Annotated in this window: 22 protein-coding genes; 17 read left to right on the top strand and 5 right to left on the bottom strand. The window is 45.6% G+C overall.

Annotation, left to right across the window (positions count from 1 at the left end):
* Positions 1-73 precede the first annotated feature (73 nt).
* The 4 genes from NSQ24_RS23760 to NSQ24_RS23745 form a co-directional block, all read right to left on the bottom strand.
* Positions 74-1141 (bottom strand): IS3 family transposase, encoded by a 1068-nt coding sequence (locus NSQ24_RS23760; RefSeq protein WP_339166747.1) that lies wholly within the window; start codon positions 1139-1141, stop codon positions 74-76.
* Positions 1142-1241: 100 nt separating this feature from the next.
* Positions 1242-2021, bottom strand: coding sequence for an IS21-like element helper ATPase IstB (gene istB, locus NSQ24_RS23755; protein WP_338462886.1), 780 nt, complete (start codon positions 2019-2021; stop codon positions 1242-1244).
* Positions 2018-3259, bottom strand: coding sequence for an IS21 family transposase (gene istA, locus NSQ24_RS23750; RefSeq protein ID WP_339166746.1), 1242 nt, complete (start codon positions 3257-3259; stop codon positions 2018-2020). Before istA ends, istB begins: the two co-directional genes overlap by 4 nt.
* 46 nt (positions 3260-3305) lie before the next feature.
* Positions 3306-3638 (bottom strand): hypothetical protein, encoded by a 333-nt coding sequence (locus tag NSQ24_RS23745; protein WP_339166744.1) that lies wholly within the window; start codon positions 3636-3638, stop codon positions 3306-3308.
* Positions 3639-3839: 201 nt separating this feature from the next.
* Between NSQ24_RS23745 and NSQ24_RS23740 the strand changes: the two genes are divergently transcribed.
* The 15 genes from NSQ24_RS23740 (at position 3840) to NSQ24_RS23670 (ending at position 19924) form a co-directional block, all read left to right on the top strand.
* Positions 3840-4445 (top strand): hypothetical protein, encoded by a 606-nt coding sequence (locus NSQ24_RS23740; protein ID WP_122958755.1) that lies wholly within the window; start codon positions 3840-3842, stop codon positions 4443-4445.
* On the top strand, positions 4432-6303 hold the full coding sequence (locus NSQ24_RS23735; RefSeq protein ID WP_122958754.1) for a 6-hydroxymethylpterin diphosphokinase MptE-like protein: 1872 nt from the start codon (positions 4432-4434) through the stop codon (positions 6301-6303). The genes NSQ24_RS23740 and NSQ24_RS23735 overlap by 14 nt, the downstream gene beginning before the upstream one ends.
* Before the next feature lie 27 nt (positions 6304-6330).
* Positions 6331-7365 carry an N-acetylneuraminate synthase family protein gene (locus tag NSQ24_RS23730; protein ID WP_122958753.1) on the top strand — a complete coding sequence of 345 codons (1035 nt, stop codon included), beginning with the start codon at positions 6331-6333 and terminating at the stop codon, positions 7363-7365.
* Positions 7358-8491: a UDP-N-acetylglucosamine 2-epimerase gene (neuC, locus tag NSQ24_RS23725; protein ID WP_122958752.1), complete on the top strand. Its 1134-nt coding sequence runs from the start codon at positions 7358-7360 to the stop codon at positions 8489-8491. The genes NSQ24_RS23730 and neuC overlap by 8 nt, the downstream gene beginning before the upstream one ends.
* Positions 8443-9192, top strand: a complete 750-nt coding sequence (locus NSQ24_RS23720) for an acylneuraminate cytidylyltransferase family protein (RefSeq protein WP_003388315.1) — start codon at positions 8443-8445, stop codon at positions 9190-9192. Before neuC ends, NSQ24_RS23720 begins: the two co-directional genes overlap by 49 nt.
* Before the next feature lie 111 nt (positions 9193-9303).
* Positions 9304-9645: a flagellar protein FlaG gene (flaG, locus tag NSQ24_RS23715; protein ID WP_003388314.1), complete on the top strand. Its 342-nt coding sequence runs from the start codon at positions 9304-9306 to the stop codon at positions 9643-9645.
* A gap of 12 nt (positions 9646-9657) precedes the next feature.
* Positions 9658-11196 (top strand): flagellar filament capping protein FliD, encoded by a 1539-nt coding sequence (fliD, locus tag NSQ24_RS23710; RefSeq protein WP_003388313.1) that lies wholly within the window; start codon positions 9658-9660, stop codon positions 11194-11196.
* 15 nt (positions 11197-11211) lie between these two features.
* The gene (gene fliS / locus NSQ24_RS23705) at positions 11212-11589 is read left to right on the top strand and encodes a flagellar export chaperone FliS (RefSeq protein WP_003388312.1); all 378 of its coding nucleotides are present in this window, start codon (positions 11212-11214) and stop codon (positions 11587-11589) included.
* An 11-nt stretch (positions 11590-11600) separates the two neighbouring features.
* Complete coding sequence (locus NSQ24_RS23700; protein ID WP_122958751.1) at positions 11601-11960, top strand: flagellar protein FliT; 360 nt, start codon at positions 11601-11603, stop codon at positions 11958-11960.
* A gap of 194 nt (positions 11961-12154) precedes the next feature.
* Positions 12155-13099 (top strand): DUF2920 family protein, encoded by a 945-nt coding sequence (locus tag NSQ24_RS23695; protein WP_003388310.1) that lies wholly within the window; start codon positions 12155-12157, stop codon positions 13097-13099.
* 211 nt (positions 13100-13310) lie between these two features.
* A complete protein-coding gene (locus tag NSQ24_RS23690) occupies positions 13311-15461 on the top strand; it encodes a hypothetical protein (RefSeq protein ID WP_339166740.1) in 2151 nt (716 codons plus the stop codon).
* Complete coding sequence (locus tag NSQ24_RS23685; protein ID WP_003388308.1) at positions 15458-15760, top strand: EscU/YscU/HrcU family type III secretion system export apparatus switch protein; 303 nt, start codon at positions 15458-15460, stop codon at positions 15758-15760. The genes NSQ24_RS23690 and NSQ24_RS23685 overlap by 4 nt, the downstream gene beginning before the upstream one ends.
* 43 nt (positions 15761-15803) lie before the next feature.
* A complete protein-coding gene (locus NSQ24_RS23680) occupies positions 15804-16241 on the top strand; it encodes a YaaR family protein (protein WP_003388307.1) in 438 nt (145 codons plus the stop codon).
* A 553-nt stretch (positions 16242-16794) separates the two neighbouring features.
* Positions 16795-18426: a peptide ABC transporter substrate-binding protein gene (locus tag NSQ24_RS23675; protein ID WP_339166738.1), complete on the top strand. Its 1632-nt coding sequence runs from the start codon at positions 16795-16797 to the stop codon at positions 18424-18426.
* Positions 18427-18505: 79 nt separating this feature from the next.
* A complete protein-coding gene (locus NSQ24_RS23670) occupies positions 18506-19924 on the top strand; it encodes a serine hydrolase domain-containing protein (RefSeq protein WP_339166736.1) in 1419 nt (472 codons plus the stop codon).
* 75 nt (positions 19925-19999) lie between these two features.
* Here the strand turns inward: NSQ24_RS23670 and NSQ24_RS23665 are convergent, their stop codons facing one another.
* A complete protein-coding gene (locus tag NSQ24_RS23665) occupies positions 20000-20206 on the bottom strand; it encodes a hypothetical protein (protein ID WP_003388303.1) in 207 nt (68 codons plus the stop codon).
* A 128-nt stretch (positions 20207-20334) separates the two neighbouring features.
* Between NSQ24_RS23665 and NSQ24_RS23660 the strand changes: the two genes are divergently transcribed.
* Complete coding sequence (locus NSQ24_RS23660) at positions 20335-21144, top strand: MotA/TolQ/ExbB proton channel family protein (RefSeq protein WP_003388302.1); 810 nt, start codon at positions 20335-20337, stop codon at positions 21142-21144.
* Positions 21137-21934 (top strand): flagellar motor protein MotB, encoded by a 798-nt coding sequence (locus NSQ24_RS23655; RefSeq protein ID WP_024984023.1) that lies wholly within the window; start codon positions 21137-21139, stop codon positions 21932-21934. Before NSQ24_RS23660 ends, NSQ24_RS23655 begins: the two co-directional genes overlap by 8 nt.
* The last annotated feature ends 186 nt before the right edge of the window (positions 21935-22120 follow it).

The raw sequence follows: 22120 nt of genomic DNA, 5'->3' as shown, positions 1-22120 counted from the left end.
CAATTTAAAAAAACATGGACTACTGCTTGGTGAACTGTGACCTTAAATGTAGACAGTTTAAAAAGTCCATTAGCTAGGCAGTCAAAAGATGGCTTCTGAATTCATCAGGAGTCATCTTTTTTAATGACCATTGGTAGCGACCCGAGTTGTAATATGTGATATAATCGTCGATTTGGTCCCGTAACTCTTGTATCGTCTGGCACTCCTTGTAATCCAGATCATCCTTCATATGACCGAAAAACGATTCCATCGAAGCATTATCCCAGCAGTTTCCCTTACGGGACATCGACTGCTTAAAACCTGCTTTCCTAACGAGGAGACGGAATTTAGGATGTGTATAATGCATGCCTTGATCAGAGTGGAGAATGGCATCTGGATGGATATTTCCATCAAGTCGTTCAAGCAGATTCTCTAGTGTACGCTCTACCAATGAAAGTTCTAAGGAAGAAGAAAGATAGTGAGCTAGGATCTGTTTTGTCGTCCCATCTTTGACTACCGAGAGGTAGGCACATTGACCATTACCGTAGTGCATATAAGTAATATCCGTGAGCAGTACTTTCTCTGGCTCCCCTTGGTCAAACCGGCGATTCAACAGATTAGGGCATGTCTGATGCTGTTGTGTTGCTTTCGCCATTTTGCGATAAGGATTAGCACGTCTAATTGTAGCTGTAAGATTATATTTACGCATTAATCGACGAATCTTTTTATGGTTCATGATTATGCCATCTACACGTTCAATCCGCATTTTAATCACAAGAGCTCCTGCCTTGCCACGCAGAGCATCAAAGTGCTCTTTGATAAGTCGGAAGTCGTGTTGATCAGCATCCTCACGGAGCTGGCGAACCTCTTCGGCAGTACGCCAGCGATAATAACCGCTCGCGCTCACGCAAGCAAGCTTACACAGATAACGTGTCATTCGCTGCAAGTTGTGTTGACGGATGGTTTGGTTAATCAATTGGTAGCGCTCGGAAGGCGTCAATGTTTCCTCTCCATCTTCTGCGTTTCGAGCGCATCGAGCTTTTTTAGAAAGTCGTTCTCCGCCTCGAGCAGCTTGATACGAGCTTCGGCACGTTTTAGCTTTTCCTCCATAGACAGCCTTTCTCCTGTTGGTCTGCCAGTACTGCCTTTCTGTCAACTGCAAATGAAAATTCCCCATTATCTGCACTTGAATTTTCCCCATATTAGGCAATAGGTTTGTTTGAATAATGCCCCCGAGGGGGCTGGCGGCGGGAAAATTCCGTTCATTCGGTTTTATCTACAATTGTCTCTGGTCGAAAGAAACCAGCTTTTTTCTTCTCCTTTATGCGATAACTTTCTCCTTTAATGTTGATGGTGTGGGAGTGATGCAATAATCGATCAAGGATGGCGGTGGCAAGTACCGTATCTCCAAATATCTCTCCCCACGAACCATAAGACTTGTTCGAGGTAAGAATAATCGAACCAGATTCATAACGCTCCGAAACTATTTGAAAGAAAAAATGAGCTGCCGTTTCATCCATCTTGCGATAGCCGATTTCATCAATGATCAGTACATTTGGCTTAATAAAAGCCCGCATTTTTTGTTTGATACTATTGTTTTGATGGGCAATCTGAAGGGTCTGTACCAAATCGTGAGCAGTTGTAAAGTAAACTGTCAAACCTTGCTTAATGGCTTCCAAAGCCAATGCAACAGACAAGTGGGTCTTTCCGACTCCTGGCGGACCCAGCAAAATGAGATTCTCCTGTTGGTGCACAAACCGGAGGGTTGCCAAATCACGAATCCGTCTTTCATCTACGGAAGGCTGGAAACTGAAATCGAATTGCTCTAATGTTTTATGGTAGGGTAAATGAGCCAATCGTGTCTTCATTCGAATAAATCGCTCCCTCTTGGCCTTGATTTCCTCTTGCAAAAGCTTGTCCAAGAACTCCAAATACGATATATTCTGAGCAGCAGCTTCTTCTGCGTGGTGGTGAATAATTTCCGGGATTCGTACCCATCCCATTTGCGAAAAGGCTTCTTCTAAACGGGACTGGAGCATCATTGTACGATCACCTCCTCGTCAGCAAACTGCTCGTAGACTGATAAATCACGTTCCACCACTTCGGGGCTTGGATTTGAAACCAGACGCGGCATAGGTTGGGGAGCCTTCACGCGACTTTGGGTTTGAATCCCCTCGAAGTGTTTTTTATTGGTTACGACTTGTTTGGAACGAACTGCTTTTTGATGTTCAGCGATAATCGTGTTGCCCTGATAGATCCGGATAAGACCATTCTGGAGATCTTGTACCTGTACCGTATGACCAATATAGGTATAGGGTACAGAATACCTGCTTCCTCCGTAAGAAACGAGCAAATCGTTGGATACTCTTCGAGTATGCCGTTCTACTTCTTCGAACGGAACCGGGTTAAGCGGCTTCAACTGTTCATGTTTCCATCGATCTACCGGCTTTTCATGTGTGGTGCCGTGAATCCGTACATTGGCTACCGTATCCAACCAATGGCGTACTTGTTGATTCAAGTCACTCAGGCTGGTAAACGACTGTACGCGAGGCCAAAAATTCTTTCGCACATAGCCAACACCATTTTCTACTTTCCCTTTTGTTCGTGCACGGTAGGGGGCACAACGCCGGAGGGTAAAGCCGTGATGACTTGCAAACTGAGAAAAACGTTCATTCCACAATACATGGCCTTGGTCGTCGTAACCTGCAATGACGGTTTTCATATTGTCGTACAAGCATGTATCCGGTCTGCCGCCAAAGTATTGCATGGCACGTAAGTGACAGCCGATGAGGGTATCCAGCCGTTCGTTCTCCGTAAATTCCACATACAACATTCTCGAGTATCCCAAAACCATGACAAAGGCGTATAGTCGTTTATATCCACCATTCCATTCAACTTTGAAATGTCCCCAGTCTACTTGCGCTTGCTTACCAGGTGTGGTTTCATAACGGATCGTTGCCTTGGAGGTAACGACGGGGCGCAATGGTTCCATGAAGGAACGAAGGAGTCTAATTTGTCCTGAGTATCCCTGGGCTCTAATTTCATCAAACAAGACAACAGCATTTAAGCAGCCTTCTTCCATTCTCGCTTTGATATAGGGTTTAAATGGATCGAGGATGCTTGCTTTTTTGACGGTTCGCTGGTATTTCGAAGGTTCATCCCTCTTCAACCACTTACGGATTGTTTTTCGATCCCTCCCTAATTCGTTCGCAATTTGCGTGGTACTCATTCCTCTTTGTTTCATGTCTTTAATCAAGTAAAACTCCCCATTCTTTAGCATATTTCTCTCCTCCAGGGAGAGATTTTCTGCCGAAAGTGGGGAATTTTCAAGTGCCGTTATTGAGGATTTTAACAGTGCCGTTCACATTCCCTCGTTGTTCCTCTAAAAGCCCGTTCTCTCCAAGATCTGAATACGTGTTGCGCCAACGTTTTAAGCACTGATGGGGTTTGTCATGACCAATGACATCTACGTCAAAACCTGCGTTACGAAAGATCTCCATAGGTGTTTGCCCGCTAATGTATGCTTTAACGGCAGCTAGTATGAATGCTGGAGCATACGTAATACTTTTATCCGTTACATGCAAGACATTTGGATTCGACTCCAGCTGCTTTATTTCATGCTCCGAAAAAATCTTTGAACTGCTCCTTTTTTTGCCCATAAATTTTCCCCCGCTGTTTTCGAATTAGGTTGATTAAAACACAAAATGACCCACAAGAGGGTCACTTTTTTAAAGTGTCCATCTTATGGGTCACAGTTCATGGTCAGTAGTCCATGTTTTTTTCTTTCCAAGAAATGTGGCTAACTAGTTTGGAGGTGATTGTCGATATATTAAATAAGAACGGAAATGGGGGCAAGGCATATGCGATTAGTGATCTCCGGACAAGAATACTATTGTGACAACAAGGAATTAACAGCTGCGCAGATCATGGGGAAAGTGTTGGAAATATCCCAATCAGATAATCTCGTACTCAGTCATATGAAGATTGATGGTGTAAATGTATACAACAATGTGGAAAGTTATTTGGAAGAGCACTTTTCAACAATTGAATGTGCAGAAGCGGTATTAGTAACGATTCCGGAATTGCTTCATGATATTTTCGATACAACCTGCCAGTATCTAGATCGTGCAATCCCTGAACTTCAAGGGTTATCTGAGGAATGCTATAAAGCACCAAATACCGAGACATGGAACAAACTTGGTCAATTGGTGGAAGCTATTCAATGGTTCCAACAAACAGCAATATTCATCGAAGAGCACAGAGAAAGGATTCCAGATCCATTCATTCATGAAAAGACTTTTGATTTCACAAATGAAACAAGCATGCTGCAAGAAGCTGTAGAACAACAGGATTTTATTCTGTTGGGAGATATTATTCAGTTTGAAATCTTGACTAAATTTCAAGAGATCGCTGATCAATTGCAAAAAATGACTTCTGTTGAGGTAGACAGACATGATCTTAATTGATAATGTTGTGTTTTTAAAAAATAAATTTCCTACTGCCTGGAATATGGTAAAAGAAGCGGAAGCACAGGATATTTCGGAAAAAGTAAAAGTTGAATCAGCTCGAACAGGAGCTGAGACTCTGTCTGTTCAGACGGAGAAGGGTATCAACTATATACATAGCAGGTACGATCCCGTATCCGAAGCAGAAAAAATCATGGCTGAGTACTCGGATATAGAAAAAAATACTCATGTATTTTTTTATGGTGTTGGAATGGGGTACCATATCGAGTGGTTCATAGAGAAACACCCTGATGTCTCTTTTTCTGTGTATGAACCGGAGATGGACTTTTTTCGGTTGTTGACAGCTGAAAAGAAACTGGAGAGTTGGAACCCGAAATTTTTACGGAATCTGTACCTTGGGGATAGTTCCGAAACGATTTCTAAAAACCTAACCCACTTTGTGGATGTGGTAAAAGAAAAAGTTATGTTGATCATTCTCCCTAGTTACGAACGTATATTTACAGAAAAAACGAGGAAATTTGTAGCCGAATTTCGAAATGTCGTGTATACAAATGCCGCCTACCAATACGCGAACGTAGTTTTTTCAAAACGCCAACCGATAAATAGTATTGTCAACTTACCCACCACTCTGAAGACGCCGAATATCCTTAATGAGAAGCCTCAGAGTTTTCAAGGGAAGCCGGCGATATTGGTTGCGGCAGGGCCTTCTCTGGACCTGGAATACGAAAACCTTCGCTATATAAAAGAAAACGGATTGGCCTATATCTTTTCTGTAGGTTCAGCCATCAATTCTTTAATTGAAAACGGGATTTTTCCTGACGCCGCATGTACTTATGATGGAAAAGAGGCTAACCACCTTGTATTCTCAAAAGTAGTCGAAAGAGGAATTACTGATATTCCTTTGTTTTACGGGAGTATGGTAGGTTATGAAACTGTCCAGAAATACCCCGGACCGATGATGCATTTCATGGTTGGAGGAGATTATTTTTCTAGCTTTCTATTAAAAAGACTGAATGACACTCCGGTGGACTTTGTTAATCCCGCAAAATCAATTGCCATTATTACTCTTCAACTCCTTTACAAGCTCGGCTGCAATCCTATCATATTAGCTGGCCAGAACTTTGCATATTCACAAGACCGTACATATGCCCAAGGTATGGCATTTAATAACGAGCTATCAACTACCCATATGGAGCAGGCTATTGTTGTCAAAGATGTAGAAGGCAACGATGTATACACGAACCGGGGGTTGAACAGCTTTAGAGAGGAAATGGAATCTCATATTGCCAAGCTTTCCGACCGGGAGGTAATCAATACGACCAAGGGTGGAGCACGAATAAAAGGAACGGTATATGAACCTCTTGAGAAATTAATTAACGAGAGGCTACAAAAGCAAGTCGTTGAACAGGAGTGGCTAACTACCCTTGGAAATGATTACGATCTAGAACATTTGATTAAACAAACACAACATCTGCTATCCGAACAAGAAAAGTTTATCAACTTGTGTGATTCGTTTACAAACTTGTTTGCAGAAATGGAACGAAATATCGAAGCCTTTAATAGCAAAAGTGTCGGAAAATGTTTCGTTAAATTTGACAAGCTGTTTGACAGATTACAGGATAACAAGTTTTATCGATTGTTATTACAGCCGATGAATCAGCTTTTGTTTGAAGCAATATTGTTATTGTTTAATCAGATCAGATTTGAGCATGATAACTTTGCAAAGGCAAGAAAATTAATAAAAGATTTTACATCATTTCTAAAAAACTGCGAATCAGACATGAATACAATAACACCTTTGATAAAGAATTCCTATCAAGAGGCTTTGTTGCTTCAAAAGGAGAGCACAACTCCATAACAACGACCAATATGAACGGGTGATCCTATGAATGAATTGATAATTGGCAACAGAAAGATTGGCCCAGAACATCCCCCTTTGGTAATCGCGGAAATAGGCATCAATCATGAGGGAAGTTTTGATAAAGCTATACAAATGATCGACGATGCTGCTTCAGTAGGATGCGAGTGTGTCAAATTTCAAACTCACGTCGTCGACGACGAGATGATCCCCAATAATGTAATACCGGGAAACGCAAAAGAGTCGATTTGGGAGATTATGAATCGTTGTGCTTTAACCAAAGAAGAAGAGCGAGAGTTGAAAAAGTACACAGAAGCGAAAGGCATGATTTTTCTAAGCACCCCCTTTTCCAGAGCAGCAGCGGTGCAATTGGAGGAATTGGGCGTTCCCGCATACAAAATTGGTTCAGGGGAGTGTAACAATTACCCCCTGATTGAACATATTGCACGCTATGGAAAGCCTGTTATTTTAAGTACAGGTATGAATAATCTGGAGAGCATAGAGAAGGCTGTAGCGATCCTTCGCAAACATAATACGCCTTTTGCGTTATTGCATTGTACAAGCATTTATCCGACGCCTTACGATAAGGTACGCTTGGGAGCATTGGAAGAACTGGCTCAGGCTTTTCCTGATGCGGTTCTCGGATTATCCGATCACTCTTTGTCGAACTATCCTAGCCTTGGTGCAGTAGCTTTAGGTGCAAGAATTCTTGAACGTCACTTTACTTCCGATAAAAGCTGGCCTGGTCCTGACATATCCATTTCAATGGATCCGACAGACTTAAAAGAGTTAATTGAAGGAAGCAGGGCCATCTTTCAAGCGCTCGGGGGCCGAAAAAACGTACTGAAGGAAGAACAGCCGACGATCGATTTCGCGTATGCTTGCGTCGTGGCAATTCGTGATATTCATGCTGGCGAAGAACTGTCCATGGAAAACATCTGGGTAAAGCGACCTGGAACAGGGGAGATAAAAGCTGAGCATTTCAACAGCCTTCTTGGCAAAAAGGCGTTATCCCCAATAAAACAAAATGAACAAATTCGGTGGGCGCATGTGAATGGGTAAAAAAATATTGTTTCTTACGGGGACACGAGCTGACTTTGGAAAATTAAAGCCTTTAATGCGAGCTGTTGACGAATCTCCTTTGTTTGAGTGTGAGATTTTTGTTACCGGCATGCATACTCTCTCTCGATATGGACTGACAGTTGAAGAGGTATACAAAGCGGGCTTTACAAACATTCATACGTTCAGAAACCAAATCCATGGGGAGCCCATGGATTTGGTATTAGCCAATACTATTGGAGGACTTTCACGATTCATTCATGAGGATCGGCCTGATTTAATTGTTGTGCATGGAGATCGAGTCGAAGCTCTAGCAGGAGCGATTGTCGGCTCGCTAAACAATATTTTGGTGGCGCACATCGAAGGGGGAGAATTGTCGGGAACCATTGATGAATCCATACGCCATTCGGTTTCCAAACTATCCCATATTCATTTTGTAGCGAACACGCAAGCCGCGGTAAGGTTGGAGCAGCTGGGGGAGAAGACCAGCAATATTTTTGTGATTGGTTCCCCTGATATTGATATTATGCTGTCTGATCAGTTGCCAACTATTGAGCAGGTCCGAAAGCGATACGAGATCGATTTTGAAAAGTTTGGTGTCGTCTTGTATCATCCTGTAACTACCGAAATTGATTGCATAAGAGAAAATGCGAATCAATTAGTAAAGGCATTGATCTCCAGCGGCCTCAATTACGTTGTCATTTATCCGAATAATGATTTGGGAAGCAATGATATTTTAGCGGAATACAAAAGACTGGAGAATAATAACCGTTTTCGAATTTTCCCTTCTCTACGATTTGAGTTCTTTTTAACTTTGCTAAAAAATGCTGATTTTATTATCGGGAATTCCAGTGCAGGCATTCATGAGGCTCCCGTGTACGGTTTGCCGACAATCAATATTGGCAGCAGACAACAAAACCGATTCTTCCATAACACGATTTACCACGTAAGCAATGATTATGATGAAATCATGGACGCAATAAAAAAGGTTGCCGGTATGACAAAAAAGGAGCCATGCTTTAATTTTGGCCATGGCAATAGTACTTCATTATTCATGAATGTACTGGAGGACGGAAGTATATGGGCAGTTTCGAAGCAAAAACAGTTTCAAGATATTTTGATCAAATAGCCAAAAATAGGATTCTGGCGATTATTCCGGCGCGGGGCGGATCTAAAGGGGTACATCGGAAAAACATCCGAAAGCTGCTGGGAAAACCCCTCATAAACTACACGATCGAAGCAGCAGCACAATGTCCCTTGATCGATCGGTGTATCGTAAGCACAGAAGACCAGGAAATAAAGCAATTCAGTCTGGAAGCCGGAGCTGAAGTGATTGACAGGCCTATTGAGCTTGCAACCGATACGGCATCGTCAGAAGATGTCGTTCGGCACGTTCTGGAAGACTGCTTGAAAAAAGGAGAATTGCCGGAGTTTTTTGTGCTGCTACAACCGACATCTCCGTTGCGCGACGAGAAGGTCCTTACAGATTGCATTGAGAGCAGCCTTAAAGCAAAGTCGCGGTGCACGATCAGTGTGACAGAGGTCGAACATCATCCTTACAAGGCATTTTATGCGGAAAATGGAATGCTGACCCCGTTAAAAGACAGGCAAAGCTTAAGCAAACCAAGGCAGCAACTGCCTCATGTCGTCCGTCAAAATGGTGCTATCTATTTTTTGGAAAGCGCCAGTTTTTTGGAGCAGAATTCCTTTTATATTGAACCGGCACTACCGTTTTATATGGATGCAGACGCAAGTATCGATATAGATCATGAAAGAGACTTTCTTTTGTGTGAGGCACTTCTTTTGAATAAAGCAACAAAAGGCATATAACGGATGCAACTTAAACAATTGTGAATTCTCTGCTTTAGCAAAAGGGAAGTAAAGCTTTTTCCTCGAAAAACCGATAACTATGATAGGAAAATATCCTAAGGAGGATTGTCAATGGACGTCGGTTCAATCCATGGCTATGGTAAGTTGAAGTCGTATTCTGACATAACCGCGAATACTTCCATTGCTCAGCCTGCAGAAAAGACGCCACCGTCCCTAGATAAACATCAAAGTATCGGCGAAATTGAATCAGAGATTGCGGGTATAAACAAATGGTTGCAAATGACCAGCTCCCACATTAAATTTACGCTTCACGAAGACTTAAACGAATACTATGTTCAAGTAATCAATGACCAGACCAATGAGGTCATCAGAGAAATCCCGTCCAAAAAAGTAATGGATATGGTCGCAAAAATGCATGAGATGATCGGACTGCTTATAGATGAGAAAAGATAGGAGGATTTGCCCATGTCTCCCATTCGATTTACGGGAATGGCTTCCGGTTTAGACACAGAGAAAATGATCAAAGATTTGATGAAGGCTCAACGCGAGCCTGTCAATCGGTTGATCAGAAAAAAGCAAACGGACGAGTGGAAGCGCGATACCTATCGCGAAATGAACAAGCTGCTTGACGAACTGAGAAAATCGGTTGAAGCGGTGCGGTATTCTTCTAACTTCAAAAAGAAGGTCGCTTTTTCCGAAAATGACGGGCTTGTGTCTACCAAGATTTCAGGTATTCCGCAATTCGCCACGTATTCCGTGAACGTTGAAAAGTTGGCTAAAGCAGAGAGTCCGGCTGGCGTATCAATTGAACTTGATAATGTAGTTGACAAGGGTCAAGCCCTTGGTGCAAAAGGCACCTTAACAATTAACGGGGTAGACATTGCTATCGATGTCAATGATTCGATTACCAGTATTAATGAAAAGCTAGCAGCACAAAGTACGGATAAGCATGCTCTAATTGAAGCGAGCTTCGTGAATGGATCGTTAGTTTTTACCTCTAAGTCCGGTGCGGAACTGACCGGTGTTGATCCGAGTGATTCCAGCAAAGACAATAAGTTTTTCTCCGTAAATTTTACTGCCGATCCAGATGGAACAAGCGGAAAATTAAAGATTAGCGGCAGCGTAGATTCATCACTGAGAACGGATGGAGAAAAGGGTATCGTTTACATTAACGGAGTAAGGATGGAAACGGCCACAAATACGGTATCTTTTGACGGCATTGATTTTACCATTAAGGGAACCAATGGCGGTTCTCCTGTCATCGTCAATACAAAAACGGATGAGGATGCCATCTTTAACCAAATCAAAGGGTTCGTGGACAAATATAATGAAGTGATCGAAAAGATCAATGCAAAAATCTCCGAACCTAAGTACAGAAGCTACAAGCCATTACTGGATGAAGAAAAAGAAGAACTGCCGGAAAAAACGGCGGAAAAGCTGGAGGCGATGGCCAAGAGCGGTATTCTGCTGCGTGATCCGATTTTAAAATCGGGCCTGGATCAAATGCGTTACGCCATCAGTGCGCCATTGAAGGTTGCTGGAGTCAATGAAAAATTTGACACATTGTCTGAGATCGGCATTGGTGGTCCGCCTAGCGGCAAATATGCTTACCAAGAGAACGGGAAGCTTTACATTAACGAAACAAAATTGCGTGAAGCGATCAGCAATAATGGGGAAGATGTATTAAAGCTGTTTACCAATTACAGTTCAAGCAACGATCCTGCAACCAAGTTCAACGAAAGCGGTATTGCCGAGCGGCTCTATACTCAACTGACCAAAGTAATAGACAGAGTGACGAATGAAGCAGGCAGTTCAACTTTTCTTGTTGATGACAGCGTGATTGGCCGTGGAATCAAAGAGACAAATAAAGAGATCAATATGTGGGAAGACCGCCTAAAAATGATCGAGGATCGCTATTGGAAACAGTTTACTGCGATGGAAAAAGCGATGTCCAAGTTCCAGTCCCAAGGCAACTGGTTCGCGCAAATGCTTGGTCAACAATAGCAGGGAGAGATGCAGATGTTACATAATGCTGCTCAGACCTATCAGTCCAATCAGGTGACGACAGCTACTCCTGGGGAATTGACGCTCATGCTTTACAATGGGGCGATCAAGTTTATTAAGCAAGCAAAAAGTGCCATAGATGAAAAGAATGTCGTAAAAGCACATGAAAATTGTTTGAAAGTGCAAAACATCTTGTACGAGCTACTGTCCACTTTAAACAAAGACTATCCCATTTCCGGGGAACTTGAAAAAATGTATGACTATATGCTCCACCGGATGATTGAGGCTAACATGCGGAAGGATGCTTCTATTTTAACAGAAGTGGAAGATTATTTTGTCCAATTCCGGGACACCTGGAAAGAAGCTATGTTGTTGGCGAAGAAGCAAAGATGAGGAGCAGTAGCATGGTTTTCCAAATGGATGGAATTGTGGAGGAAATGCTCCAGCTGACTATTCAGCTGGAGCAGGAAGTCATGCAATCAGATAGTGATCCAGACAAGTGGTTGTTATATTTAGATGAGCGGGAAAAAATGATGAGGAAGATTGATACGTTGATTTCCGCCGGTTCCCCACTCTCAGATGCGAACAAGATATCATTGGCCCAAATACATGACATCAACCAGCGTATCATGCCGATCATTTCAAATCGTATGCAAGCGGTACAAAAGAAGCTTACTGAAATACAACGGAGTAAAACAGCAATGAATACTTACCACGATGCTGGACCGAATGCTTTTGGCGCGTTTTTTGACTCCAAGAAGTAAAAACTCTATCTCTTCTAAATCACTGGAGACGGTGAGCTTATGGAGAGATAGAGTTTTTTATAGTAACAATGCAGATTGGAAACTTATGAACGCAGTTATATGTTGAGACCTCCGCATGTGGGAACAGAGAGTTTTTCACGCTTAGACAATCTTTACGTACACCTCTAATTTACCTTTATTTAAGGAGAATCATAATGTCAAAGGACTATGAAATCACAATTGATGCACATCCAAATATATACAATGACTTCTCACCGAGAAAGTTGAATATATATTTTTCTGAGCCGGACAAAGGAATTAATAATGAAACAGGACTTTTCCTGTTCATTCCAGGATTTGGGGCAAATGCGAATTCGAGAGTCTACAAAAAAATGCGTTCTGTTTTTTCTGATAAATATAATGTCGTTACGATACAATGTGACTATTTTGGCTGGGAGTTTATGCAACAGGAGAATTTGGAGGAAACATCCAAAAATTTTAATGATATGGGGATAATGCAAGCTCTTGACAACATAACTGCGGTAATCATTGTTTCTGAAATCATCAAGGATAATAAATACACCTTTAATAATAGTAAAATAATCGCTTACGGACATTCGCACGGTGCATATTTAGCGTATTTATGTAATGTTTTTGCACCTAACTTGTTTTCTTTAATTGTTGATAATTCAGCATGGATATTTCCTGCTTATTTAAAGGCAAACAGAGTCTTGAACATGAACGGAAAGATGATTTTATTTGATTACTATGCAAAGTCTATAATAAAAGATTTTGAAATACTGAATTTATCATCGCTATATAAAGATTTTAAAAACAATTGTATGATTCATTCGTTTCATGGAGAAAGAGATAGTTTAATATCCTTGAAAGAAAAGAGGAGCTTTTGTTCCTCGCTAAATAATTGTTTTTTACATGAGATAACGGAAGATAAAATTGATAATCATATCTTCAAATCTACCTTTCATGGTCTTAATGCAGACTTTTTATTGCTTTTCGATTACCTCTTATCCAATTTCAGCATTAGCTTTAATTACAAGAATGCTATTACATTGAAAGATCATCGATTAGACACAAAACTATATAGTTATGTTTTTGACTATAGTGGATTTGTACCAGTCTTGAACATATTTTCAAAATAAAAGGCAAAGGACATATCTGAGTAACGGAGCAAAGAAAGGAGGGCAGTTTCACGATGGAGGCGTCTGTGAAAGCTGTCCTTTGTTATTTACCAAACGCGGTCGAGGTTGAAACACTAAACGCCCTATTTTCATGGTTTTGTAAACTCCCTCTCGCATTCTGACGATAACAAAAGAGAGAAAGCTTCGTGCGATCCCGAGGGAGAGATGAACAATGAGAGTAAACTACCCCGCCTCTGCCAACCAAATTCAGCCCAATAGTGGTGTTCAGATACAGGAAAATAAAGGTGAATCCCAAGGGAGGACATTGGCGAACCGGCCTGCTATAGCCGGAGGGCAGCCTGACGTATCCAGCGTCTTGCGCGGCCTTGGAACCGATCCTACACCGGAAATGAAGCAGTCTGCAAAGATTCTGCTTGATGGCGGAATCTCTCTGAACAAGCAGGCAGTCCAGGATTTAAAGGAATTCATGGGGAAAGCTCCGGGAAGTCTGGATCAAAAGCTGGAAACAGTCCAAGCCTTGGCTGATAAAAAGCTGGATGTGTCGCTTGGGCAGCTGAAGGCTGTTCACGAAGCGCTGCACGGAAAGTCCGTGACCGGGGCTCTGAATGAGCTTGTTCAAAAGGGTGCTGGAAGTACGGATACCGAGATGGAATTTCAAGAAAGCTCTTTTCGTGAAAAAAAATCGGACTTCGACAAGACTGTGCAAAGGATACGCGAGCAAATGGCTGGCAGTCCGAAGGGAACGGCCGAAATGGGCGAGAAGCTCGGGAAAGTCCTGTATGAAGCGGTTCAACTTCATCAGTCGGGAAGAGAGCAGGAAGCCCGGCTGCTGCTCATGAACGCACTTGCCCAGCTAGGTGATGCGGAGAGTGTCTTGAAGGTGGGACTGCCGGGAAATGCCTCTTTCGCAGCAAGCCCCGCGGAACTTCTTGCCCAGATGAAGGCAGCGTTGAATCAAGAGATGTCTTTGGATCAGTTGCTTGCAAAGTTTGGCGATCGCCTGCTCGATCTTTTGCAGAAAAACCAAGTGGCAGCCGGAACGCTTGAAAAAGGGCTTGATCAGGTGCAAAACCACATGTCCGGACATGCTGCATCGCCAGAGGAAACAGGCAATCCCGCTCCTTCTGCCGGAATTGCTTACGATGATCAAGCTGAGATGCACATGGCCTCATTTCTGACGACAAAGGATTTGGTCGTCACGGAAATTACGCAAAAGCTGAGTCAGGCCGCTGCCAACTTCCAAAGCGTAAAAAGGGAGATAGTCAGAAACATCGACAACATGCTGAAAGTTGCGGAAACCAATAAAGGGAACATTTTAGCCGGGGTAAAGCCTTTGTTGGAATCAACCATCGATGCGCTTGACAAAGCGATTTTGAAAAGCGAAATGATGATGCTGACGGACATGGAGACAGAAAAGCAGCTGATAAAGGCAAGCAGTGAATTGGCCGAAGCCAGAAGGTTCTTGGCGAAAGGGGAAAACAGCCAGGCGGCAGCAGTGTTAAAAGGAGTCCAAGCAAAGCTGGACGCACTAAACTGGAAGCCGTCCGATGTACGAATCCAGCACTTTGCGACTGGCCAAAGCATCTTTGCAGAAAAAGTCCCGCATGCTTCCCGTCTGTTTAGCCAGATTGCAGAGACGGTTCAGCACTTTCAGAATCATCCGCCCTCTGCCCGCAATACGTTCGAATTTGTCCGTTCGCTCGGATTGAATTATGAAAGCGAGCTGGCGCAGTCGTTTACAGAGCGTCATCCGGGCGAACGGGGCCAGGGCCAGGGGCACGCTCAGGAGAATCTTCACAAGAACCTGAAGCATGCGCTTCTGCAGCTTGCCAAAGCGGGCGAAAAAGGCACGACCTCTGTCAGTGGCGGTCAAGCGGTAGAGCAAGCGCTGCAAAGCATAACGGGCCAGCAGCTGCTGAGCAAGCCGGATGCGGGCAACCAGCCCCAAAGCATGTTTATGCAGTTGCCGCTTTTGCTCCAAAACGGACTCGAAAATGTAAAGCTCTACGTTCAGTCAAAAAATGAGGGGCAAAAAGTCGATTGGGAAAACTGCAGTCTGTATTTTTTAATCGAGACAAAAAAACTGGGGCCGACAGGGATTCACATTACAGCGGTGGAGCGCAATCTGTCCATTGCGATTAAAAATGACCAGCCGCAAATCCGGGAGCGTTTGGATTCTATCATAGCCGGATGCAAGGAAAATTTGGCCCAGATCGGTTACAATGTAGTAGGTGTGTCATTTGCCAAGTTTACCGAGCAGAAAAAAGAAGAGCAAGTACCGGCAGGACAAAATACCGCTGCAAATACGATGCGACCAAATGAGCCTAACCCAGCCGCGAAAGGGTTTGATCTGAAGATATGATCCGCAAGTCTTTCAATCAAAAGCAGAGACAAGCTATAAATGGTCCCATGGCAGCAGTTATCCGCTATGATCAGGAAAACGATTTCGTTCCTGCCGTCATCGCGCAGGGAAGAGGCCACCTGGCTGAAAAGATCATCTCTATGGCCAAAGACAACGACATCCCTCTCCAGGAAGATTCTTTGCTTGTAAAGAATCTGATTGATATAGACCTTGGGGAAAATATTCCGCCGCAATTGTATTCGGTAGTAGCCGAAATCCTTTTGCTCATCGAGGAAATGGAAAGATACAATGGACGATAATGGGCGAGACAGACCAGATGCTGACAGAAAGGTACGGATATAAATGGAAGTAAACAAGATCGGGCAAATATCCGTTGAACAACGAAAGTCCAAGCAGGATGTACCAGCGGATCGCGTGGCTTTTTCAGAACTGATGAACAAGGGCCGGCAACAATTGAATACCGAACGTCTTCAAAAAATGATTTCAGAAATCGAAGAGCAGGGAAAAATCCTTGCCGATACACGTACGGTAGGAGATCTCCGAAAATTTAAATCACTGGTAAAGAGCTTTCTCGACGACGCGGTTAAAAACGGACTCAGCCTCGAGGAGCAGCAAGGCTACAACCGGAGGGGACGGTCTCGTATTTTCAAGATTGTCAAGGAAGTTGACAAGAAGCTGCTTGAACTGACTGATTCCGTCTTGAAAAGTCAGGAGCCCGGTTTGCGAATTCTGGAACGGGTTGGAGAAATTAAAGGATTGCTGATAAACACGTATGCGTAATGTCTTTCATAGGTAGAGAAGAGGGATCTGGCAGGTTATCCTCAGCAGGGGGGTACTCGTGATCCGCTCAATCAATGTACATTTCTGCATGTAGTGAAAAACGATCGGCAAGTCGGGGCTCCAAGCTGGGGGCGGCTAGAAGAAAGCAGTATATGGCCGGATGCACCAGAAAAATAGTGACAAAATCAGATATAGATAACAAGTCGCCTAAAACCAACCTCGCTTGCAAAAAGTAAAGGTTGGTTTTTTTGTATATAGTCGGCCCACAACCTGTTATTTGGCTTCTCCAACTTCCCACCCAAACAACCTATTCAAAACAGCATAACTCCATTACAAATTGAATAACAGCAAGACTCGGAAAGTAAAAGCTCATTTCATTTTTGTCTGCGCTTGTATTCACTATTGAATAAAAAGAAAAACCGCATATGGTTCAACAACGGCCATGCACCGCTGCAACCGCACCTATACCGTGAGAAAGCAACAAGCCCACTGCAAATGGCACAAAAATTGCAAGATAATTTGAAAAAATCAAAAATACGGAGGGGTCCATCTGATGAAAAAGAGCTTTTTTTCATTCTGCTCCACACTTCTGCTCATCGCGGCACTGGTCGGATGCAGCAGCAGTCCGCCTGCGCCGGCCGGTTCATCCCAGCAACCGGAAGCGTCCACAAAGCAAGAGGGAGGAAGCGGAGCGGAACAAATCCTGCAGATGAATGGCCGGGAGCCCAAAACGCTGGATGCGGGTCTTTCCAACGACGTCGCCTCGGGTGCCTACATCCGGGCCATCTACGATGCATTGGTCCGGTTGGACAAGGACGGCAAGCCGGTCAATTCCGTCGCATCCGACATCAAGATCTCGGAGGACAAAAAGACCTATACCTTTACCCTGCGAGAGTCGAAATGGTCCAATGGCGAGCCGCTGACGGCCAAGGATTTTGCCTACGCCTGGTTCCGGACACTTGATCCGAAGACGGCCAGCAGCTCCGCGTACAAATACTATCCGATCGTCAATGCAAAGGCCTTTAACCTGGGCAAAGCAAAGAAAGAGGATGTCGGGATCAAGGTCATCGACGACAAAACGATCGAAGTGCAGCTGGAAAACCCGACGCCTTACTTTTTGACGCTGGCAACCTTTTACTACCCCGTAAACCAAAAGGTCGTGGAGGGGAACGAGAAGTGGGCCAATGAAGCCGCCACCATCGTCACCAACGGTCCTTTCAAAATCGAGACCTGGGAGCACAAGAGCAAAATCGTCCTGGTGAAAAACGAGCATTACTGGGACAAGGAAGCCGTGAAGCTGGACAAAATCGAATTTTCTATGGTGGAGGATGCCAATACCGAGCTGGAGATGTTTAACCAGGGCGAGCTGGACTGGGCTGGCGGGCCGATCAGCAGTCTGCCGGTAGATGCGATTCCGGCGATGAAAGAAGAGGGCAAGCTGCAGGCGATGCAAAAGGCGCAGTCCTACTACCTGCTGTTCCAGACGGAGCAGGCGCCGTTTACAAACGAGAAGATCCGCAAAGCGTTTGCGTATGCCATCAACCGCCAGGAGATCGCGGACAATATTTTGCAGGGCGGACAGACAGCTCTGACCGGGCTGGTGCCGCAGTCGGCTTCCCTCAAGCCGGAGGGCTATTTCAAGGACAACGATGCGGAAACAGCCAAGCAGCTTTTGGCGGAAGGAATGAAGGAGCTGGGGATTGAAAAGCTGCCGGAAATTACGTACCTGTACTTTAATTCCGACGCCCAGAAGAAAATTGCCGAAGCTCTGCAGGGCCAGTGGAGAAAAGTGCTCGGCATTGAAGTGAAGCTGATCAACAAGGACATGAACGTGATGTTTGACGAGCAGGCCCAGGGGAAATACATGATCTCGGTAACAGCGTGGACGGCCGATTACAACGACTCTGTCAATTTCCTCGAGCTGCTGATGGAAAAGTACAGCGACAACAACTGTACACTGTGGCACAGCGAAGCCTACAACGACCTGATCAACCGCTCCTACAAGGAAACGGATGAAACCAAGCGGAATCAGCTTTTGCAGGATGCGGAGTCGATTTTGATGAACGAGATGCCAGTCACGGGACTGTACAGCAATGTGAACGTCTGGGTGCAAAACGACAAGCTCAAAGGCGTGACCGTAGACCCTCTTGGCTATATCGACATGAAGTGGGGCTACAAGGAATAGAGGTGTAGAAAGCAGTGACAGAGAATGTTTTCCCTGACCAAATAGCTGCAAATAGAAGTGCAGAAAGGAGGTTTTCGATATGAATCATCAGGAGTGGAAACAGGAGTTTGAACCATTTGCCCAAGCTCGAATGGAGCAAGCCCAGGTGCCTGGAGGGGCGATCGGAATCTGCAAGGACGGAGAGCTGGTCTATTTTGGCTCGTTTGGCTTCAGCGATGTGGAGAAGCAGCAGCCGGTCACGCCGGATACGATATTTGGCATCGCTTCCGTGACCAAGTCGTTTACCTGTATGGCCATTATGCAACTGCAGGAGGCAGGCAAGCTGTCTGTTGACGATCCTGTCGTGGACTATCTGCCTGAGTTTCGAATGCCGCAAGACCAATTCACACGGGATGTGACGATTCATCACTTCATGACCCATACGCCGGGAATGCCGCCTTTGCCCTTTTTGACATCCGCCATGAAGCGGTCGATGGAAAAAGACCCCGCGGTTCTGGAGACGGAGCCGGAGTGTGTAGACGAGTCGGTCCCTGTCGTGGATACGTACGAGGAACTGATGGAGCAAATCGGCTCGTTTCCGGAGGAGGTACTGGGGCGGCCGGGAGAGGCGTTCAGCTACAACAACGATGTGTACGGGCTGTTGGGAGCTATTGTAGAGCGCGTCAGCGGCATGTCCTTTGAACAGTATGTGACGGAACACATCCTGCTCCCCGCGGGGATGAACCGCAGCGTGTTTACTCCGGAGCAGCTTGCAGCACATAGGGACGTAGCAGAGCTGTTTACCCGCAAGACGCGGAACGGAGCCAACGAGGTATTCCACGCCCCAGTCCTGCACGATGCTCCGGCGATGCGGGCCGCAGGCTTTTTGAAATCGAGCGTGGCCGATTTGCTCCGGTATCTGGACATTTTCCGTACAGGTGGAATGGCAGGAGAGACGCGCATCCTCTCTCCGGAGAGTGTGGCCGAGATGACGACTCCCCATGTGAAATGCGATGCTTGCTGGCACTACGGGTACGGCTTGCAGATCGTGCCCGACTTCGTTGGCGGGCCGCTGATCGATCACGGAGGGTCGCTAAAAGGGGTCAGCTCGCAGATTTTTGTGTTGCCGGAAAAGGGCATCACCGGAGTCATCTTGACCAATGTCGACGGCGTGGAAGTGCGCGAGATAGCCGTAGGAGCGCTCAACCTGGTCCTGGATAGACCGCTTGAGACTCCGCTGTTTCGCTTTGCGGACCAGCCGCTGGCGGCAGAGAAGCTCGCTGATTATGCCGGAGAGTATACTTGTCAGGAATGGATGGAAATGAGTGTGGAAGCAAAAGACGGAGTATGCCAGATGACAATGGACGGTACGACTTATGCGCTGCGGCCGGTCGGGAATGATCTGTTCGTATTTCGCCGCAGAGGAGCGGATATCCCCGTGCTGTTCGTGCGAAATGAAGCAGGTGCGGTCCACCGGGTCGTATACGCGAAGCGCCAGCTGCGCAAGAAAGCGCAATGACTTTCGTTCTATTCAAAAGCATAACATGAAGAAAAAACGGACGCGGAGAAGATCCCTGCGTCCGTTGCTCTTTTCCTACACGCTGATGTCAATCGTTTTTCCGGCTGTCGGATGAGGCGCTGCTTGAGCGGCTTGCTGCACGCTTTGCTGCGCATTAGAAAAGTCCTGGATCATCGCTGTCGCACCTGCTGCCATCGTGTTCTGCGCCATTTTCATGACGCTGAGGCTGACAGTGTGTCTCAACTGGCTCAGTTGCGCGCTCATCATAGAACTCATATCCATTGTGGTTTCCCTCCTTTTTCATTTGGGTCCCTTCACTTTTTTATCGGATTGGAAAAGCTTTGGTATTATAATCAAACTGAACATTTCCGATAAAGGAAGAGAAGAAAGCAAGTGGGAAGGTGACAGGTTTGTCGACGAAACGACGCTCGCTCCTGCTGGTGGGAGCAGTAGTGCTTATTTTTACACATGCGGTTTACCTGAAAGGAAACCTGTCCGATCTGTTGAACCTGACGGCTATCGAGCTGGTTGGGTTGTCAGTGCTTATCTCGTATGCGATCAAGCGCAAGCATCTGGAGGTGCGCAAAATCGTTCGTCTGTTGATCCATGGGCGCGAGGGAAACGTGGAGGAGACGATCAAGCGGTTTTATTACTACGCACTGGTTCAAAAGGAACAAGGGTATCTTGAGCTGGAAAAAGAGCTGCAAAATGAAAAAGATTCCTTCGTCCGTCGGGGCAGTCTGCTTGCCATCGAAGGAGTACCGGAGGAGGAGCTCCGCATGATTCTCGAAAACGAGCTGAAGGGCGAACAGCATCGCTACCAGCAGGCGGCAGGCTTTTTCCGCCTGGTCAGCCTTTTGGCCCCCGGCATGGGTCTGGTGGGAACGCTCCTCGGAATGACGGGTGTTCTAGAGACGCTGAATGATTTGACCCAGACGGGATACAGCCTCAGCTCGGCGGTCGTAGCGACGCTGTACGGGGCCCTTTTGGCCAACATGTTTGCCCTGCCGTGCTACTACCGGCTGATGGACTTGTATGATCAGGAAATGTTTGAAAAGCGGCTCTATCTGGAAGGCTGCATCGGTTTGCAGCGAATGGAGACGCCGCGTGTCCTGTTTGAAAAATTGAACTCGTTTTTGCCCGGAGACAAAAAGCTTGTTCTCATCAAAACCCCTGGCAGCATGAAAGGGACGATCGAAAGGCAGGATCTCCATGCATGACGATCGCTTGTACGACGAAAAAGAGCTGGAAAAAAGCTGGCTGATCAGCTATAGTGACTTGTTTACCCTGCTGTTCGTGATCATCCTCATCGTTGCCGCCGCCCATTCGGCCAAGCTCAAGACCGATATGCAGGAAATCAAGCAAGAGGAGGCCCGCCAGCAGGAAAGTCTGCAAAAAGTGCACGAAAGCCTGGACCTGTTGAACATTCAGAAGCTGGAGCTTCAGCGCCAGGTCCACGAGCTGGAAGCAAGACGCGGAGTGCTGGAGGCTGCAGTAGGTGGAGAGACAGGGGAGACGGTGCCCAAGCCGGCCGTTCCGGTAGATATGGAGGACAAGAGTGACCGGGATATGGAGACAGTGCGAACAGCGCTTTCCGCGGCTCTGGAGGAGCAGAACATCGACTATGAAGAGACGGAAGAAGGCTTGAGGGTCCGCCTGCCGGAGAAGATTCTGTTTTCCAGCGGCTCCGCGGATTTGCGGGAGGATGGAAAGCAGGTGATCGATCATGTCGCACAGGTCCTGGAGCGCTTTTCTTACAAGGTCCGGATCGAAGGATATACGGACGACGTGCCGATTACGCACAGCTCTTTTAGGTCCAACTGGGAGCTGTCCTCTGCCCGGGCGATTGCGGTCATGCGGGAAATGGTGGACGGGCATGGGCTGGCCGCAGATCGATTCACCGTTGCCGGTTGGGGAGAGTATAAACCGCTTGTAGATAACACATCTCCCGAGAATCGCAGTCGCAACCGACGCGTAGAAATTGTCATTCTGGCAGACAAGAGCCAATAAATAAAATTTTCTGTAAATAAAATGAGTCTTCGGAAGGATTCCCGTGCATCAGAGAGAAGTATTTCTGATAGGAATCCTTCTTTCTTTTTGTACGAACCCTTGTTCTATTTTCTTGCCAAAAAACATATTTATTGGGGAGAACGAGCATAAGGGTGAGTTATGCCCAGCTTGTGCACAACGGCCTGT

This window comes from Brevibacillus sp. FSL L8-0520 (assembly GCF_037963895.1).
GTDB classification, from domain to species: domain Bacteria; phylum Bacillota; class Bacilli; order Brevibacillales; family Brevibacillaceae; genus Brevibacillus; species Brevibacillus borstelensis.
The sequence above is the reverse complement of the archived record's forward strand: the minus strand, read 5'-3'. Positions and strand labels throughout refer to the sequence as shown.

Excerpts from the sequence above, each read along its gene's own strand:
- istB (WP_338462886.1), bottom strand. The coding sequence starts at position 2,021 with ATGATGCTCCAGTCCCGTTTAGAAGAAGCCTTTTCGCAAATGGGATGG.
- istA (WP_339166746.1), bottom strand. The coding sequence starts at position 3,259 with ATGCTAAAGAATGGGGAGTTTTACTTGATTAAAGACATGAAACAAAGA.
- NSQ24_RS23745 (WP_339166744.1), bottom strand. The coding sequence starts at position 3,638 with ATGGGCAAAAAAAGGAGCAGTTCAAAGATTTTTTCGGAGCATGAAATA.
- NSQ24_RS23740 (WP_122958755.1), top strand. The coding sequence starts at position 3,840 with ATGCGATTAGTGATCTCCGGACAAGAATACTATTGTGACAACAAGGAA.
- NSQ24_RS23735 (WP_122958754.1), top strand. The coding sequence starts at position 4,432 with ATGATCTTAATTGATAATGTTGTGTTTTTAAAAAATAAATTTCCTACT.
- NSQ24_RS23730 (WP_122958753.1), top strand. The coding sequence starts at position 6,331 with ATGAATGAATTGATAATTGGCAACAGAAAGATTGGCCCAGAACATCCC.
- neuC (WP_122958752.1), top strand. The coding sequence starts at position 7,358 with ATGGGTAAAAAAATATTGTTTCTTACGGGGACACGAGCTGACTTTGGA.
- NSQ24_RS23720 (WP_003388315.1), top strand. The coding sequence starts at position 8,443 with ATGGGCAGTTTCGAAGCAAAAACAGTTTCAAGATATTTTGATCAAATA.
- flaG (WP_003388314.1), top strand. The coding sequence starts at position 9,304 with ATGGACGTCGGTTCAATCCATGGCTATGGTAAGTTGAAGTCGTATTCT.
- fliD (WP_003388313.1), top strand. The coding sequence starts at position 9,658 with ATGTCTCCCATTCGATTTACGGGAATGGCTTCCGGTTTAGACACAGAG.
- fliS (WP_003388312.1), top strand. The coding sequence starts at position 11,212 with ATGTTACATAATGCTGCTCAGACCTATCAGTCCAATCAGGTGACGACA.
- NSQ24_RS23700 (WP_122958751.1), top strand. The coding sequence starts at position 11,601 with ATGGTTTTCCAAATGGATGGAATTGTGGAGGAAATGCTCCAGCTGACT.
- NSQ24_RS23695 (WP_003388310.1), top strand. The coding sequence starts at position 12,155 with ATGTCAAAGGACTATGAAATCACAATTGATGCACATCCAAATATATAC.
- NSQ24_RS23690 (WP_339166740.1), top strand. The coding sequence starts at position 13,311 with ATGAGAGTAAACTACCCCGCCTCTGCCAACCAAATTCAGCCCAATAGT.
- NSQ24_RS23685 (WP_003388308.1), top strand. The coding sequence starts at position 15,458 with ATGATCCGCAAGTCTTTCAATCAAAAGCAGAGACAAGCTATAAATGGT.
- NSQ24_RS23680 (WP_003388307.1), top strand. The coding sequence starts at position 15,804 with ATGGAAGTAAACAAGATCGGGCAAATATCCGTTGAACAACGAAAGTCC.
- NSQ24_RS23675 (WP_339166738.1), top strand. The coding sequence starts at position 16,795 with ATGAAAAAGAGCTTTTTTTCATTCTGCTCCACACTTCTGCTCATCGCG.
- NSQ24_RS23670 (WP_339166736.1), top strand. The coding sequence starts at position 18,506 with ATGAATCATCAGGAGTGGAAACAGGAGTTTGAACCATTTGCCCAAGCT.
- NSQ24_RS23665 (WP_003388303.1), bottom strand. The coding sequence starts at position 20,206 with ATGGATATGAGTTCTATGATGAGCGCGCAACTGAGCCAGTTGAGACAC.
- NSQ24_RS23655 (WP_024984023.1), top strand. The coding sequence starts at position 21,137 with ATGCATGACGATCGCTTGTACGACGAAAAAGAGCTGGAAAAAAGCTGG.